17 protein-coding genes and 1 pseudogene are annotated in these 15,548 nt (G+C 68.2%); 10 read left to right on the forward strand and 8 right to left on the reverse strand.

Going from position 1 to position 15,548, the window contains the following annotated elements; all coding sequences use genetic code 11:
• Window positions 1-25 precede the first annotated feature (25 nt).
• From G6N30_RS06860 to G6N30_RS06885, 6 genes are all read right to left on the reverse strand, one after another.
• Window positions 26-793 (reverse strand): ABC transporter ATP-binding protein, encoded by a 768-nt coding sequence (locus G6N30_RS06860; RefSeq protein ID WP_134060961.1) that lies wholly within the window; start codon window positions 791-793, stop codon window positions 26-28.
• Window positions 794-845: 52 nt separating this feature from the next.
• Window positions 846-1,691: an ABC transporter permease gene (locus G6N30_RS06865; protein ID WP_134060960.1), complete on the reverse strand. Its 846-nt coding sequence runs from the start codon at window positions 1,689-1,691 to the stop codon at window positions 846-848.
• Between the two features lies 1 nt (window position 1,692).
• Window positions 1,693-2,529 carry an ABC transporter permease gene (locus G6N30_RS06870; protein ID WP_134060959.1) on the reverse strand — a complete coding sequence of 279 codons (837 nt, stop codon included), beginning with the start codon at window positions 2,527-2,529 and terminating at the stop codon, window positions 1,693-1,695.
• On the reverse strand, window positions 2,526-3,569 hold the full coding sequence (locus G6N30_RS06875; protein ID WP_134060958.1) for an ABC transporter substrate-binding protein: 1,044 nt from the start codon (window positions 3,567-3,569) through the stop codon (window positions 2,526-2,528). The genes G6N30_RS06870 and G6N30_RS06875 overlap by 4 nt, the downstream gene beginning before the upstream one ends.
• Window positions 3,566-4,312 carry a GntR family transcriptional regulator gene (locus G6N30_RS06880; protein ID WP_134060957.1) on the reverse strand — a complete coding sequence of 249 codons (747 nt, stop codon included), beginning with the start codon at window positions 4,310-4,312 and terminating at the stop codon, window positions 3,566-3,568. Before G6N30_RS06880 ends, G6N30_RS06875 begins: the two co-directional genes overlap by 4 nt.
• A 120-nt stretch (window positions 4,313-4,432) precedes the next feature.
• Window positions 4,433-5,416: an amidohydrolase family protein gene (locus G6N30_RS06885; protein WP_163687447.1), complete on the reverse strand. Its 984-nt coding sequence runs from the start codon at window positions 5,414-5,416 to the stop codon at window positions 4,433-4,435.
• Between the two features lie 142 nt (window positions 5,417-5,558).
• Between G6N30_RS06885 and G6N30_RS06890 the strand changes: the two genes are divergently transcribed.
• The 3 genes from G6N30_RS06890 to G6N30_RS06900 all read left to right on the forward strand — a co-directional run bounded on the left by G6N30_RS06890 (window position 5,559) and on the right by G6N30_RS06900 (window position 9,028).
• Window positions 5,559-7,157 carry a PucR family transcriptional regulator gene (locus tag G6N30_RS06890; protein ID WP_134060955.1) on the forward strand — a complete coding sequence of 533 codons (1,599 nt, stop codon included), beginning with the start codon at window positions 5,559-5,561 and terminating at the stop codon, window positions 7,155-7,157.
• Between the two features lie 132 nt (window positions 7,158-7,289).
• On the forward strand, window positions 7,290-8,258 hold the full coding sequence (locus G6N30_RS06895) for a cyclase family protein (protein ID WP_134060954.1): 969 nt from the start codon (window positions 7,290-7,292) through the stop codon (window positions 8,256-8,258).
• A complete protein-coding gene (locus G6N30_RS06900; protein WP_197906165.1) occupies window positions 8,255-9,028 on the forward strand; it encodes an SDR family NAD(P)-dependent oxidoreductase in 774 nt (257 codons plus the stop codon). Before G6N30_RS06895 ends, G6N30_RS06900 begins: the two co-directional genes overlap by 4 nt.
• A 12-nt stretch (window positions 9,029-9,040) precedes the next feature.
• On the opposite strand, the gene G6N30_RS06905 is transcribed toward G6N30_RS06900, so the two are convergent.
• Both G6N30_RS06905 and G6N30_RS06910 read right to left on the reverse strand, forming a co-directional pair.
• Window positions 9,041-9,712, reverse strand: a complete 672-nt coding sequence (locus G6N30_RS06905; protein WP_134060953.1) for a VldE C-terminal domain-containing protein — start codon at window positions 9,710-9,712, stop codon at window positions 9,041-9,043.
• A gap of 77 nt (window positions 9,713-9,789) precedes the next feature.
• Window positions 9,790-10,149 carry an Rv2640c family ArsR-like transcriptional regulator gene (locus tag G6N30_RS06910; RefSeq protein ID WP_134060952.1) on the reverse strand — a complete coding sequence of 120 codons (360 nt, stop codon included), beginning with the start codon at window positions 10,147-10,149 and terminating at the stop codon, window positions 9,790-9,792.
• Between the two features lie 95 nt (window positions 10,150-10,244).
• Here G6N30_RS06910 and G6N30_RS06915 point away from each other — a divergent pair, with 95 nt between their 5' ends.
• The 7 genes and pseudogenes from G6N30_RS06915 (at window position 10,245) to G6N30_RS06945 (ending at window position 15,537) form a co-directional block, all read left to right on the forward strand.
• Window positions 10,245-10,655: an ArsI/CadI family heavy metal resistance metalloenzyme gene (locus tag G6N30_RS06915; protein WP_134060951.1), complete on the forward strand. Its 411-nt coding sequence runs from the start codon at window positions 10,245-10,247 to the stop codon at window positions 10,653-10,655.
• Window positions 10,655-11,740: an ACR3 family arsenite efflux transporter gene (arsB, locus tag G6N30_RS06920; RefSeq protein WP_179965559.1), complete on the forward strand. Its 1,086-nt coding sequence runs from the start codon at window positions 10,655-10,657 to the stop codon at window positions 11,738-11,740. The genes G6N30_RS06915 and arsB overlap by 1 nt, the downstream gene beginning before the upstream one ends.
• Before the next feature lie 8 nt (window positions 11,741-11,748).
• Window positions 11,749-12,153, forward strand: a pseudogene (locus G6N30_RS06925) (arsenate reductase ArsC); the annotation flags it as partial.
• Window positions 12,154-12,214: 61 nt separating this feature from the next.
• Window positions 12,215-13,513, forward strand: a complete 1,299-nt coding sequence (locus G6N30_RS06930) for an acyltransferase family protein (RefSeq protein WP_134060949.1) — start codon at window positions 12,215-12,217, stop codon at window positions 13,511-13,513.
• Window positions 13,510-14,067, forward strand: a complete 558-nt coding sequence (locus G6N30_RS06935; protein ID WP_134060948.1) for a class I SAM-dependent methyltransferase — start codon at window positions 13,510-13,512, stop codon at window positions 14,065-14,067. The genes G6N30_RS06930 and G6N30_RS06935 overlap by 4 nt, the downstream gene beginning before the upstream one ends.
• A 30-nt stretch (window positions 14,068-14,097) precedes the next feature.
• Window positions 14,098-14,709, forward strand: coding sequence for a hypothetical protein (locus G6N30_RS06940; protein ID WP_134060947.1), 612 nt, complete (start codon window positions 14,098-14,100; stop codon window positions 14,707-14,709).
• 24 nt (window positions 14,710-14,733) lie between these two features.
• Window positions 14,734-15,537 carry a glutaminyl-peptide cyclotransferase gene (locus G6N30_RS06945; RefSeq protein ID WP_134060946.1) on the forward strand — a complete coding sequence of 268 codons (804 nt, stop codon included), beginning with the start codon at window positions 14,734-14,736 and terminating at the stop codon, window positions 15,535-15,537.
• Window positions 15,538-15,548 lie beyond the last annotated feature (11 nt).

The raw sequence follows: 15,548 nt of genomic DNA on the forward strand, positions 1-15,548 counted from the left end.
TGGATTCTTTCTCGTTTGGCAGGGTTCAGGCGCCCGCGGGAACCGCGGAACGCTGACGGGCGCTGGCTTCGAGCTCCTCGAAGCGGCGCAGGATCGACGATTCGAGCACGGCCACTTCGGTATTCGAGGCCTTGCGCGGACGAGGAAGATCGACGGTGATGTCCTCGTGGATGGTGCCCCCCGGCGCGAGCATCAGGATGCGGTCGGAGAGCTCGGCGGCTTCCTTCACGTCGTGGGTGACGAACACGACGGTCTTGCGGGTCTGTGCCCAGATCTCCTGGAGGTGCTCGCGCAGGCCCCGCGCGGTGATCGCGTCGAGGTGGCTGAACGGCTCGTCCATCAGCAGCACGTCCGGTTCGATCGACAGCGCCCTGGCGATGCCGACGCGCTGCTGCTGTCCGCCGGACAGCTGCCCGGGCCACTTCTTCTCCGCGTGACCCAGCCCGACGCGCTTGAGCGCCTCGTGCACACGCTGCTTGGCGGCGTCGTCGCGCACCGCCTGGACGTACATCAGGTTGTCGAAAATCGACCGCCACGGCAGCAGCCTCGGTTCCTGGAAGACGTAGGCGAGTTTGGCCGACTGGCCGGCTCCGCCGATGGTGACGGTGCCCGAGGTGGCGGACTCGATGCCGGCGATGATGTTGAGCAGCGTGGTCTTTCCGCAGCCCGACGGCCCGACCAGGGAGACGAAGGATTGGTCGGCGATCTCGAATCCGATGCGGTTGATGACGGTCTGCGGTCCGGTGGGAGTTCCGAACACCTTGAGCAGATCTGTCACGGTGACGTTTGCCATGAGGAATCTCCTTGAGTGAGTGGGGTCTATGCGGCCGCGGCCGCTGTGACTGCTAAGCCGCTGCCGCGGCGGTGGACTCGCCGGGTTTGGCTTCGCCGTCGCGCCAACGGAAGGCGCGCCGGGACATACGCTCGAGCAGCACGCGATCGGTGAGCACCATGAAGGCGATGAAAAAGGCGATCCACGCGACGAAGCCGGGCAACTGGTTGGCGTCGTACCAGTAGCGCGCACGGTGTCCGACACCGTCTGCCGATCCGAACCACTCCGAGAGCAGCAGTCCATTCCAGCCCGACATGACGCCGAACCGGATGCCGGCCACCACGTAGCCGGTCACCGAAGGCAACACGGCATGCCGCAACCGGCGTGCCGGCGGCACGTCGTAGGACTGCGACATGTCCAGAAGCGCAGGTGGTATCGACCGTGCCCCGGCCGCGACGTTGACCACGACGAAAGGAATCGCGGACAGGATCACCGTGAGAATCGGTGCGGTGTCGGAGAATCCGAACCACATGGCGCACAACAACGCCCAGATCACGGCGGGGATGGCCAGGCCGACGAGGTTGACGTCGCCGAAGAGATCGTCGAACACCCGGAAGGATCCGATCGCCAGGCCGATCACGATCCCGAGCACGATCGAGATGACCATCCCGATCACGAACCGCTGCATGCTGATCGCGAAGTTGAAGAAGAACTCGCCGCGTTCGATCTCCTTGATCGCGGCCTGCACCACCGGAACGGGTCCGGGGATCCGGTCGCCGAACGTGCCGGCGAGCTGCCACAGCAGCAGGAACAGCAGCCCTGCCGCCGTGGTGGCGCCCACCGGCCCGGTCAGCCAACCCGGTAGCGCCCTGCGGCGTGCGGTGACCGTGTCACCACGGTCGATCACGGGTGCGCTCATGTCAGCGGCCCCCTCTCCATGCGAAGAACCGTTGTTCGAGCCCGGCCAGGATCACGCGCTCGATCAACAGGATGAAGAGCACGAAGAACCCGGTCCAGGCCAGCACGCCGGCGACGGAAAACTCCTGGAATGACTGGCGGATCATGAATCCGATGCCGCTGCGGCCACCGAACACCTCGGTGAGCGCTTCGACCTTCCACGCCATCGCGAACCCGTACCGCAGCGCGGCGAACAGGAACGGCATGACCGACGGGAGGAACACCGACTTGATGACGTCTCCGCGCCCGCGTCCGTACACCGTGCTCATGTCGATCAGGCGGCGGTCCACCTCTTCGACACCCTGGGCGACGTTGAGGGCGACGTAGGGGAGTGCGACGAACGACACCACCACGATGGGCCCGATGGCCCCGATGCCAAACAGGATCAACGCGAACACCGCGAACGCGAGCCCAGGGACGTTGCCCAGCACCAGAAGCGGCTGCTGCCAGAAGTACTTCTGGTACCGGACGCGTCCCATCAGCAGGCCGAGGGGGACGCCGAACAGGGTGCCGATCGCGAAGCCGAGAGCGATCTTGACGATGCTGGAACCGAATTGGAGGAACGCGGTCCCGTCGGCGGCCAGATGCCACATCTCGGCACCGACCGTCCACGGTGCCGGCAGCACGTATTCGGTGAACACCACGAGCGAACAGAAGGCCCAGATCGCCAGGAGAAGAGCGTAACCGACGAAGTGGAGCCCGATCCGCCGCGCCGACGCGGCGACCGGGCTCGCCTGCGCCACCCCCGTTTCCGGGGGTGCGCTGGCCGCGTCAGCGGGTTGGCTGGTTGTCACCGTCACGACTGGCCGCCCTTTTCAGAGGGGCGGAACTTCGGAAGGGACTGGTCTTCGGCCATGAACCCGGTCTCCTTGAGGAACGGGAAGACCTTTCCTTCGTTGTCGGCCCAGGCCTGGTCGAACCGCACGTCACGCACGAACCAGTCGTGGTCGGCGATGTAGTCCTGCACGAACGAGATGTCCTCGGGCGCCTCCACCGCGAAGTGCTGCGGGTAGGTCTCGATGATCTTGGCCTTGTTGGCTTCCCACTCCGACAGCCCGCGCTGCCAGACGTCGAGGAAGAATTCGACCTTGTCCGGATTCTCCTGGGCCCACTCGTTGCCGGCGAGGAAGACGTTGATCATCGGTCCCTCGTGGCCTTCGACCACCAGGTCGGAGTACATGTCGGCGGCGGACCGGCCGTCGTAGAGGACCTTGAGCTCACCGCTGCGCAGACCCGGCGCGGCGAATTCGGGCAGGCACACGCATGCGGCGACCTCACCCTTGGCCACGAGGTCGGCCTGCTGCTGCGGATCGGAGACGATCAGGTTGTAATCGCCACCGCCGGTGCGGAAGTCGACGCCGTGCATCTTCTTGGCGTAGGCACCCCAGAGCAGCGTCGCCGACACGGCCGTGTACACCGACACGTCTTCGCTCTTGATGTCCGCCAGGCTCTTCGCGGGGTTGTCGGCCTTGGTGATGATCACGCTGCGGTCGAGGTTGTACTTGCCGATGATGATCGTGTCGCGTCCGGTCTCCTCTTCGATGACCGGCACCTCGTAGGAGGCTGAGGACACGATGTCGGCGTGTCCGCCGGCGAAGACACCGAACTCGTCCCAGGTCGATGACGCTTCGATGGTGATGCCGGACTCGGCCTCCATCTCGTCGAGGATTCCCTGATCGGTGATGTAGTCCCACACCGGATCCGGTGCGAAGGTGAACCGGATGGTCCCGCCTTCGCCGCCACCTTCACCGGAATCGGGCCGGGAAACGCACCCGGACATCGCGAGCGCGGTGGTGGCGGCGAGCACCACAGCCGTGATTCGGCGTCCCAGTACTTTCACGATTGTGTTCCCTTCACTCGGCCGCCCCTGGGCATCGTTGCGGAGGGCGCGGGGTCTTGATGGCCGCGATCGTGGTAGCTGATGAGGTCGTCACCACCGGTCGCGGACGGGTGTTCCAACAGGTAAGACAGGATGTGGTCGTGCGAGGTGGCCAGATGCTCGCGGGTGAGCTGGGCCGCGAGCGCCGGATCGCCACTTTCGACGGCGCTCAAGATCGCGGCGTGCTCGGCGTGCAGGTGCTCGGTCTGGCCGATCACCTCCAGATGCATGTAGAGGTACCGGTCGGTGAGCCGGCGTAGCTGCTCGACCAGGTCGATCATGCGGGGACGGCCGGCCCGCTTGTAGATCGCCGCGTGGAATTCGGCGTTGGCGGCCAACCAGATCGGCGTCTCGCTGCTGGACTCCATGACCGTCATCTGCTTGCGCATCATCAGGATGTCGGCCCTGCCGACCTTCGGGACCGCGATCTGTGTGGCGACCGGCTCGACCGCTTCCCGGAGCTCGTAGAGCTCCTGCAGTTCCGGGATCGACATCCCGATCACGACGGCGGTGGCGTTCGAGCTGGGGTGAACCAGACCCTCGCCGGCGAGCATCTGCAGGGCATCGCGAACCGGGATGCGACTGACGCCGAAACGCTCGGCGATGTGCAGCTGCGACAACCGCGAACCCGGGGCGATCTGGCCGTGCAGGATCTCGGTTCGCAGTTCAGCCGCGATGCGACTGGCAGCACTTGTGTATGCCATGTGAACTCCTTGTCTACCAACTCGCAAAAATGTATACATCAGTTGGTGTGCTGTCAATCACTTCTAAAGTGGAGAATGGCCGGAGTCACACCGGCTCGCTGAGCTGGTCTTTGCGCTATGTCACCAGGCAAGCCACCGCAATGCGTTGGTGCGCAGCGCGTCCTGATCGAGTCCCAACGCCTCGGCGGAGCGGACGGGGTGCGCATCGGCCATGTCGAACGGGTAGTCGGAACCCAGCGTGATCCGCTCGGGGTGAACCGTCGCGCACAGCAGTCTCCCCGCCTCCACCGAATGGGCAAGCGAGTCGGCGTAGACGTGGTTGCGGAAAACCTCGCTCGGTGCAGTGGCGCTGTCTGCCGACACGTCCGCCCGCATCCGCCACCCGTAATCCCACCGGCCCAGCAGTGCCGGTGCCACCCCGGCGCCGTGCACGAATGCGATGCGCAGCGCCGGCGCCCGGTCGAAGGTCCCGCCCAGCAGGATCGACGCGATCGCGGTCGCCGATTCCACTGGATTGCCGATCAGGTTCTGCAGATAGTGGTGGTTGAACCCGGGCCGAGGCTGTTGGGTGGGGTGCACCAGTACCGCCAGGCCTGCCTCGGCACAACTGTCCAGAACGTGGTGCAGCTCGGGATCCCCAAGCGTGAACGAGCCGACGACCGGCGGCACCGATACGCCGCGAACGCCGTCAGCGACAAGCCGTTTCACTTCGATCGCGGTGGCACTGCGGTCCTGAAACGGCAACACTCCCAGCGGCACGAGGCGGTCCGGGGCGTTCTCGCACATCCGCATCAGACCCTCGTTCACCCGGCGCGCGTAGTCCGCGGCGGCGTCTGGTTCCGCGCTGACGGCGAAGGCGTACGGCGGCGCCGACACGACCCGTACCGCGATGTCCTCGGCGTCCATGTCGGCCAGGATGCGGGGTACGCCGGAGATCTGGTCCCGCGTGACGGCGATGGGGAAGTCGCCGAGGTGCAACTCGTCGTCGGCGCGTTCCGCCAGGCGGCGCACACCGTCGGCGGCCGGGATCTCGTAGCAGTCTTCCGGCAGCAGGTGCGCGTGGATGTCGATGTGGCCCGGTGCGAGCGTGGACGGGGAGGTCACGTTTCGTCGTCTCTTTCGTGGTCGGTGGCTGAAGTTTAGGAGCCGCCGGACCGGCCTCCGTGCTCCGATCGGAGGAACATCGGGGGTCTGCACACTACGAACGGATCAACGGTCGCCATGGGCGCTGCGGCACACTGGCGGGGTGGACACGACGCTCAGCCCGCCGGATGCCGCTGAGACCCTTGGCGGGATCCCGGCATCGGACATCCTCCGCCTGCTCGGGGATCTGGTGACGGTGACGGCGCCTGCCCCCGACGGCGACCTCGGGATCCGGTCCGTGGGAGTGCTCGACGGGTCCCTGGACGAGTGCCCGGACCTGTTGCTGGTGATCGGCGCCGCGCCCGCCGATTGGGCAGGCCTGATCACCCGGTCAGCCGAAGGGGGCGTCCGCGTGGTGGTCCTGGGACCGGTATCCGGTGACGACCGGGCGCTCATCGGGGCGGCGGGACTCCAGGCGGGGGTGTGTGTGCTCGAGCGCAGGGCGGACGTGCCCTGGCTGACACTGTCCGATCTGATCCGCGAACGGATCCGGGTGGCCGACACCGAACAGATCCGGGGATCGGGCGTCGCGCTCGAAGACCTTGCCGGAGTGGCGGAATCGCTCGCGGAGATGCTCGGCGGCCACGTGATCATCGAAGACGCGAAGTTCCGGGTGCTGTCGTATTCGAGTTCCACCGGCCAGGTCGACCGCGGTCGCGACATCGCGATCCTGGGCCGCAGGATCCCCGACGACTGGCTGCGGCATCTGGAGTCTCTGGGTGTCATCGACACACTGCTCGGCACCGACGAGGTGGTGACCGTGGAGGACGGGCCCTTCGAGGCCAGGCGACGTCTGCTGTGTTCGATTCGCGCCGAACGCTTCCTGCTCGGGGTCCTGTGGGTCGCCGAGGGCGAGACGCCGCTGCCAGGTGACATCCGGGAGCGAATGATCACCGCCGCCCGCACCGCGGCGCCCTTCCTCCTGCGGCATCAAGAGGCCGGCTTCCAGCGACGGGCGGCGCAGAACCGACAGACGCGGCTGCTGCTGGATCAGGGCACCATCGCCCAGTCCACGGCCGAGGAATACGGTCTGTCGCCTGCCGACCGGTACACCGTGTTCGGTCTGCGCGCATCGCCGGACGCGTTGCTGACCAACCTCGACCGGAATCGAACCGTCGAATCCGTTGCCCTGTACTGCCAGTCGTACCGCTGGCGCGCCGCCACCACGACGATTGGACACACCGTCTACTGCGTGCTCGCCCACGATGCCGAGACCTCGGCAGGGCGGCTGAGTGATCTCGCCGCCGCGGTGGGCGAACACGTCAGGCGTGCGCTGCTGGGACGCGGCGTGCAGGTCGCGCTCAGCCGCACCGTCCGTGCGCTGCAGGACATCCCCACCGCCCGAGGCCAGGTCGACGAGGTGCTCGAAACGTGTTCGCCGGCCAAACGTCTGACGGTCACGTCGTTCGACGACGCGCTGGCGACGATCGCGCTGTCGAGGGTCGGTCAGTTCATGACCGCCAACGCGATCGACCATCCGAAGCTGGAACGGCTGCGGGCCGAGGATCAGGCCACCGGCTCCGAGTACACCGCGACGCTGACGGCGTACCTGTCGGCGTTCGGCAACGTGGTCGCCGCGGCCCGGCAACTCAACGTCCACGTCACGACCCTGCGCTACCGGTTGAAGCGCATCCAGGCGATCTCTGGTCTGGACTTCGACGATCCCGCTGAGCGGCTCCTGTGTGAGCTGCTGCTGAGGTGACCGACCACGCTTTCTCCGATAGACGAGCGGATCAGGCCAAGGTCTCGCCTATCGGAGCAATCGATCGACCGACGTGCACCGTAGATTTCGCTCGAACGCGAATCCGCGACCGCACAACACCCGGAGTCGACCATGACCACCTCTGCGCGATCCATCACCTTCGACCTCTTCCACCAGCTGTACGAGTCCTGCAACAACTGGGGGCGCTGGGGGACCGAAGATCAAAGGGGCACATTGAATTTCATCACCCCCGACGTGATCAGCGCCGCTGCGTCGATGGTCCGCACCGGGAAGGCGATCTCGCTGCAACTTCCGCTCGACGGGGCGGGGCCGCAGACCGGTGCGTTCGGCCGCGTCAACCCCGTGCATCAGATGGCGGCCACCGGCACCGACCACCTGGCGGGTACGCAGACCTACAGTGCCGATCCCCTGGGGTGGGGGTTCGCCGACGATAGCCTGTTCCTGTTTCTGCAGGGCGGGACGCAGTGGGACGCGCTCGGGCACATCTTCCGGGACGGGAAGATGTTCAACGGATTCAGCGCGGGCGAGGTCACCTCGTCGGGTGCCGCGCGCGGCGGCGTCGAGCACATGCCGACGATCGTGACGCGCGGCGTGCTGCTCGACATGCCCCGGGTCAAGGGCAAAACGCATCTGGAACCCGGAGAGGCCATCTACCCGGAGGATCTCGAGGAAGCGTGCGAGTTCCACGGTGTCACCGTGGGGCGCGGCGACATCGTGCTGATCCGGACCGGCGACATGGCCGCGCGGCGCGGTCTGCCCGGCTGGGGCGGGTACTCGGCCGGCGACGCGCCGGGCCTGTCGCTGTCGGTCGCCCGATGGCTGTACGACAAGGAGGTCGCCGGGATCGCCACCGACACCTGGGGTGCCGAGGTCCGGCCCAACGAGCTCGAAGGCACCTTTCAGCCCCTGCACCTGGTGATGATCGTGTCGATGGGCCTGCTCGTCGGAGAGATCTGGTACCTCGACGCTCTGGCCGACGACTGTGCCGCGGACGGACAGTACGAGTTTCTCCTCGTCGGGCCCCCGCTGGTGATTCCCGGCGCCGTCGGCTCGCCGGTGAATCCCCAGGCCATCAAGTGACCACCGGCGCGGTCGACGCCCTGGTCGGTGGCGCCTCGCTGGCCGGAAAGCACGCGTGGGTGACGGGCGCCGGCTCGGGTATCGGCCGCGCCTCGGCGATCGCACTCTGCCGCCTCGGGGCGGCCGTCCACCTCGTGGGCCGGACATCGGAGTCACTGCAGGAGACCGCCCGGCAGATCGCGGAGTACGGCGGCACGGCTTCGGTCCACGTCGGCGACGTGACCGAGGTGTCCCTCGTCGCCTCATTGATGAACGGTCAGCGCGTCGACGTCCTCGTCAACAGCGCGGGTCGCAACATCGCCCAACGCCTCGACGACATCACCCCGCAGACCTACGCCGCCGTCATGAACGTCAACGTCGCCGCCGCACTGTTCGTCACGCAACAGGCGGTCGCCCGCATGCGCGAACACGGAGAGGGCGGATCGATCGTCTCGATCGGTTCGCAGATGGGTCACGTGGGCGGTCCGCAGCGCACGCTCTACTGCGCCTCCAAGTGGGCGCTGGAGGGGATGACCAAGGCGCTGGCGCTCGAGCTCGCCGGCGAGGGGATCCGGGTGAACACCGTCGCACCGACGTTCGTCGAGACCGACCTGACCGCCCGCAGCCTGGCGAAACCGGAGTTCCGGGACTGGGTGCTCGGGGAGATCCCGCTGCGCAGGCTGGGCACCGTGGAGGAAGTGGCCGCCGCGGTGGCCTATCTGGCCAGCCCGGCGTCGTCGCTGACCACCGGCAGTTCGTTGCTGGTCGACGGCGGCTGGACCGCGCACTGAGCGCAGCGGTGCTCAGCCCTGCGGAGCCGGGCGCATCGACCCGAGGTAGTACGTCTCGCGGCCCGTGGGGTAGCCGCCACCGTTGGTGGCGATGTGGACGTGGTCGTAGTGGTTGGCGGTCTCGTTGCCGTAGTCGGCCGTCCAGCTCGGCGCCCCGATCCCGGGATAGAAGCCCTGACGCCAGATGACGTGCAGGACGCCCCAGCGGCGCGCATTGGCGAGCGCCAGCCCGGCGACCTGGTTGCCGAGTTCGATCCCTTCCTCGCTGCCGTGGTTCGGGATCATCACGTCGATCGCCAACCCGTTGGGGTGCCACTTCAACGGGTCCTGCCGATACCCGCCGATGGTCTTGATCTCGGGAAACATCGCGTTGATGGCGCGGGCCACCCAGATCGTCTTCACCTGCAGGCCGCCCTCCGGGGTGATGCCTTCAGGCAGCTCGATGTTGAAGTCCTGGGCGGCGACCGGTGCGCTCGCCGCCAGCAGTTCGGCCTCCGCGGGGCGGGGGGTCGGGGGCGGTGCCACCTCCGCGGTCGCCGGTGGCGCCAGTGCCGCTGCGGGCGGAGTCTCGGCGGAGCGGGGACTCTCGGTGTCGGAGGCGTAGACCATGCCCGCGGAGACCGCGAGCGACGCGGCGAGCGCCAGCCAGCGCCCCATCCCGTTCGCCGACACCGTCCTCGCCATGAGCAGACTTTAGAGTCGGAAGCGGCGCCTCACGGGCATTCTTCGCTAATTGGACACAGTTCGTGTCCCGGTTCGGTTCACCTGCAGCAGTTGGGATCGAGCACCGCGCACAGCGCCCCGACCGCGTCGCGGTGCGGACGGTGGTAGACGTTCATTCCGCGCCGGTCGGATTCGACCATCCCGGCTTTGCGCAGCTGCGCCATGTGGTGGCTGACGGTCGACTCGGTGAGCCCGAGCGCCGCCGCCAGCTCCCCGCTGTTCTGACCGTCGGAGCCTGCGCCGAAGAGCAGCGACATGATCTTCACCCGCACCGGGTCGGCCAGCGCCTTGAGTCGCAGTGCCACCTCGAGGGCGTCGGCGTCGCTCATCGGCCCCGCCGCCACCGGGGCGCAGCAGATGGGCTCGGAGGTGTCGAGAACGGGTAGCGCCTTCGGCATGACCTGATTGTGCCGACCATATTGACTTATGTCAAAGAGGTAGGCACTATCGGAAGCACCATTTCGATATATGTCTCACTATCTGGAGGGTGATCATGTCCCGAGTTCAATTGGCGCTCAACGTCGACGACGTCGACCAGGCCATCGCGTTCTACTCGACGCTGTTCAACACGCAGCCCGCCAAGGTCAAGCAGGGTTACGCGAACTTCGTCATCACCGAACCGCCGTTGAAGCTGGTGCTGCTGGAGAACCCCGGTGAAGGTGGCACCCTCAACCATCTCGGCGTCGAGGTCGACAGCAGCGCCGCCGTCCACGCCGAGATCGCGCGCCTGCGCGACGAGGGCGTGTTCACCGACGAGGAGATCGGCACCACCTGCTGCTTCGCCACGCAGGACAAGGTGTGGGTGACCGGACCCGGCGGTGAGAAGTGGGAGGTCTACACGGTGCTGGCCGATTCGGAGACGTTCGGCACCAGTCCGGGCCACGTCGACGCATCCTGCTGCTGATGCCGCCGAGCGGGACCGCCGGGGCGCAGGTGGTCGAACGGCTGTCGCTGCTCGACCGGTTCCTCCCGCTGTGGATCGGGCTCGCGATGGCCGCCGGTCTGCTTCTCGGACGGCTGGTGCCCGGACTGGGCTCCGCCGTGAATCAGATTGCGGTGGACGGCATCTCGCTACCCATCGCGCTGGGGCTGCTCATCATGATGTACCCGGTGCTGGCCAAGGTGCGCTACGACCGGCTGGAATCGGTCACCGGCGACCGCAGGCTGCTCCTCAGCTCGCTGGCGCTGAACTGGGTGCTCGGACCGGCCGTGATGTTCGCCCTCGCCTGGCTGATGCTGCCGGACCTGCCCGAACACCGCACCGGCCTGATCATCGTGGGTCTGGCCCGATGCATCGCGATGGTGGTCATCTGGAACGACCTCGCCTGCGGTGACCGGGAAGCCGCTGCGGTCCTGGTCGCACTGAACTCGGTCTTCCAGGTCGCCATGTTCGCGCTGCTCGGCTGGTTCTATCTGTCCGTCCTGCCCGGGTGGCTGGGCCTGGCCCAGACGACGATCTCCGCCTCACCGTGGCAGATCGCGAAATCCGTGTTGATCTTCCTCGGCATCCCCCTGGTCGCGGGGTATCTCACGCGCCGCTTCGCGGAGCGCACGAGGGGCCGGTCCTGGTACGAATCGACGTTCCTGCCGAAGCTCGGCCCGTGGGCCCTGTACGGCCTGCTGTTCACGATCGTCATCCTGTTCGCCCTGCAGGGGGAGCAGATCACCAGCCGTCCCCTCGACGTCGCGCGCATCGCCCTGCCGCTGCTCGCCTACTTCGCGGTGATGTGGGGTGGCGGATACCTCGTGGGGTCCTGGCTGCGGCTGGGCTACGCGCGCACCACCACGCTGGCGTTCACCGCAGCGGGCAACAACTTCGAACTCGCGATCGCCGTCGCCATCGCCACCTACGGCGCGACCTCCGGGCAGGCCCTGGCCGGCGTCGTCGGGCCCCTGGTCGAGGTACCCGTCCTGGTCGGCCTCGTCTACGCGTCACTGGCGCTGCGGCGGCGATTCGAACCGGCCCCGACCTCACGGAGCGTCCCATGACCGACGACATACCCGCGGTGTTGTTCCTCTGCACCCACAACGCCGGCCGCTCGCAGATGGCACTCGGCTACTTCACCCACCTCACGGGCGGCCGCGCCGTCGCATGGTCGGGCGGCTCGGAACCGGGGGACCGGATCAATCCGTCCGCGGTCGCCGCGATGGCGGAGGTCGGCATCGACATCACCGGCGAATACCCGAAACCGTGGACCGACGAGATGGTGCGGGCCGCCGACGTCGTGGTGACCATGGGGTGTGGCGACGCGTGCCCGTTCTATCCGGGGAAGCGTTACGAGAACTGGCAACTGCCGGATCCGGCCGGGCAGTCGGTGGCGGCCGTGCGGCCGATCCGCGACGACATCGAGAAGCGCGTCCGCACCCTGCTCGCCGAACTCGGAGTGACTCCGGCCGGCTGACCGGTCGAACTCGCGTAGTCCTACTCATCCCCGGTCCGGCCCGGCGGGGGATGCTGGACGCATGCCGGAAGTCGACACCGTTCGCGCCCGTGACCGTGCCGTTGACGTCGCCCGCCTCGCGGCCCTGCTGGTCGTGATGTTCGGTCACTGCGCGCTGCTGCTCGCCACCATCGACTCCGGCGGGGTGCGGATCGGCAACCTGCTGGGCGCGCTGCCGACCATCGCGCCGGTCACCTGGGTCGTGCAGGTGATGCCGCTGTTCTTCCTGGCCGGCGGGGCCGCCGGCGCGTACGGGTGGCACCCCGGGACGCCGTGGGGTTCCTGGCTGTTCGCCCGCGCCCAACGGTTGTGCCGCCCCGTCTTCTGGTACCTCGCGGCCTGGGTGGCCGGCCTGCTCGCGGTGCGGTGGTTCCTCGGCGCGGCGTCGGCGGACGCGCTGGGCCGGGAGAGTGTCGCGCTGTTGTGGTTCCTGGGCGTCTACCTGCTCGCGCTCGCGTTCGTGCCCGCGCTGACCCGGCTGCGCACCGGGCGGGCGGTGGCTGCCGTGATCGCCGCGCTGCTCGCCGCGGAGTGGGCAGTCGACGGCATCCGATCCGCCGTCGGCACACCCGAAGCCGGCGTCGTGAACTTCCTGCTCGTCTGGTTGATCCCGGTCGTGATCGGTGTGGCGTACGCGCGTCGGCTGATCAGCCCGCTCGTCGCGGCGGTCGTCGGGCTCGGCGCGCTGTCCGCCCAGTGTGCGCTCGCCATCACCGGCGCCTACGAAGTCGCGCTCGTTGTGACGGGCGCGGAACAGGTGTCGAACGTGTCGCCGCCGACGCTGCTGCTCGGCCTGCACTGCACGTGGATGTCGTGTGCGTTCGTGGCCGTTGCCGCACCGGTCCGGCGGTGGGCAGCACGGCCGCGGGTCTGGCAGGTCGTCGCCGCCGGCAACGGGGGCGCCATGACGCTGTATCTCTGGCACATTCCCGCCATCGCGGTCGCGGCGTTCGCGCTGCACGCCGTCGGCCTGGACGCCTACGACGTCGAGGCGCCGGACTTCTGGGGACTGCTGGCACTGCGGGCCTTGGTGTTCGCCGGAGTCATGGCCGCACTGTTCCGGTTGCTCTCGCCGCTCGAGCACCGCCCACTCCCATGGTGGGACGCCACGGCGACGGCCGCCGGCGCGCGCTCGGTGTGCACCGGTGTGCTGATCTGCGGGGCGGGTGTGGCGCTGGTGCTGACGGCCAAGCAGGGGTTGGCCGGGACCGCGGGGTGGACCGCACTCGGTGCCTTCTTCACGGCGGCGGCGGCTGCTCGGGTCTGCGCGGGCTCGGCCGTGGATGGTTCCCGGGCCCCCGAAGCGGTGACCGCTCGGTGACGGCAGGCGACGGCGCGCACTGGGACCGCAGGTATGCCGAGCTCGGCCCGGCCCCGGTGGGAGCGGTCGCGCTGCCCGGCGTCTTCGCCCCGCATTCCAGCGCCTTCCCGACCGAGGGCGCCGCACTCGACCTCGCCTGCGGACAGGGCCGGATCGGCCTGTGGCTCGCCGAGCTCGGGCTGACAGTGCACGGTTCCGACGTCTCGGCGGTGGCGATCGAACAGGCCGCGGCCGCCGCCCGGCAACGTGGAGTGTCCGACCGCTGCCGGTTCGAGGTGCTCGACCTCGACGGCGGACTGCCGGTGGGTCCGCCCGCCGACGTCATCGTCTGCCATATGTTCCGCGACGAGCGCCTCGACCGTGCGTTGGTCGCCCGTCTCGCGCCGGGAGGTCTGCTCGCGATCGCGGCGCTGAGCGAGGTCGGCGCCGCGCCCGGGCGGTTCCGGACCCGGCCCGGGGAGCTCGCCGAGGCGTTCGCCGACCTCGACGTCGTCGCTGCGGGCGAAGGTTCGGGTACGGCGTGGCTGATGGGCCGCCGGCCCCGGTCATGTTGAGGATTCGCCGGGTTCGGGTAGTCAGCCGCTATGGGTGAAACACTGGCGACGCTGCCGTCCACCGTCCGCTCGACCGTCTCGGGTGCGCTCGGTGACCCGCTGCGGGTGTTCGCCGAACCCGGTCCGGTCCACGAAGCCGACGTGGCGTTCGACGACGACGCGCGGATGCCAGGGCTCACCCAGCTGTTGCGCCCCGGCCGGCGGTACACCACGTTCGTGCGGATCGCGCCGACGAGCGGGCGACCCGTCGTGCGCACCGTGTGCGTCAAGTTCCCCGACGCCTACGGGCCAGGCAGCGACCAGGACTTCTTGTTCGCCTCCTCCGGCGACGGCGCCCCGCTGCACCACTTCGCGGTCCCGCGCTCACGCGCCGACGATCAGCTCTACTCCTCGCTGTGGCTGTACTTCGCGGGGATACGGCCGGTCGTGTTCGGGGCCTCCGCGTCGACGGGGTCGCAGTCCGGCGAGCTCGGCCGCGGTGACCGGCTCGACTTCCTCATCGGCGGCATCGTCGGGCGCTTCCATCGCATCGGTGACATTCGCCTGGGAAGTGAGATACCGCAGGCGTCGGTCGGTTTCGCGGCGAGCAACAGCGGGGGAGGGCTGCGTCCGCTGCCCCCTGCGATGTTCTACCGCGGCTGACGCGCTGCCGGTGGATAGGGCAACATGTCGGTGATGAGTGCGCTTCGACTGGTCGCCGGGCTGTGCGCCACCACCGTGCTGCTCGCGGCGGGCTGTGCCGATGCCCAGAATGCCGCGGCGACGCCGAGCGCCGATCCGCAACTGCGCCTCACGGTGCTCGGCGAAATGCCCCATGACACGACGGCATTCACCCAGGGCCTCGAGTTCGACGGTGCCGCGCTGCTGGAGACCACCGGGCTGGCCGGGCAGTCCCAGCTGCGTGAACTCGATCCTGCCACCGGCGCGGTGCGTCGTTCCGTGCCGCTGCCGGGCGGGTACTTCGGTGAGGGCATGACGGTCACCGGGAACACGGTCTGGCAGGTCACCTACCGCGATGGTGTCGCGATCGATTGGGACAGAACAACTTTCACACCGCGACGCGAGGTGCCCATCGACGGCGAAGGCTGGGGCGTGTGTTTGGACGGTGACCGGATCGTCCGCAGCGACGGCACGGACCGGCTGCGCTTCGTCGAACCCGCCGACTTCGTCGAGACAGGGAGCGTCACTGTCACCGATACCGGTGGGGCACCCGTCGCCGGTCTCAACGAGCTGGAATGCGTTGACGGCCAAGTGTGGGCGAACATCTGGCCGACCGACGAGATCGTCCGCATCGACCCGGCAACCGGGGCGGTCACGGCGTCGGTCGACGCCTCCGTGTTGCGTCAGGGTGAGCCAGAGAGCAACGTGCTCAACGGAATTGCCTACGCAGGCAACGGAGAATTCTTGATCACCGGTAAGAACTGGTCGACGATGTACCGGGTGAGGTTTGACGCGGCGCAGCCCTTGTGACCAAGGTCACT

The sequence above is a fragment of the Mycolicibacterium litorale genome, from assembly GCF_010731695.1.
In the GTDB taxonomy this organism is placed as follows: Bacteria; Actinomycetota; Actinomycetes; order Mycobacteriales; family Mycobacteriaceae; genus Mycobacterium; species Mycobacterium litorale.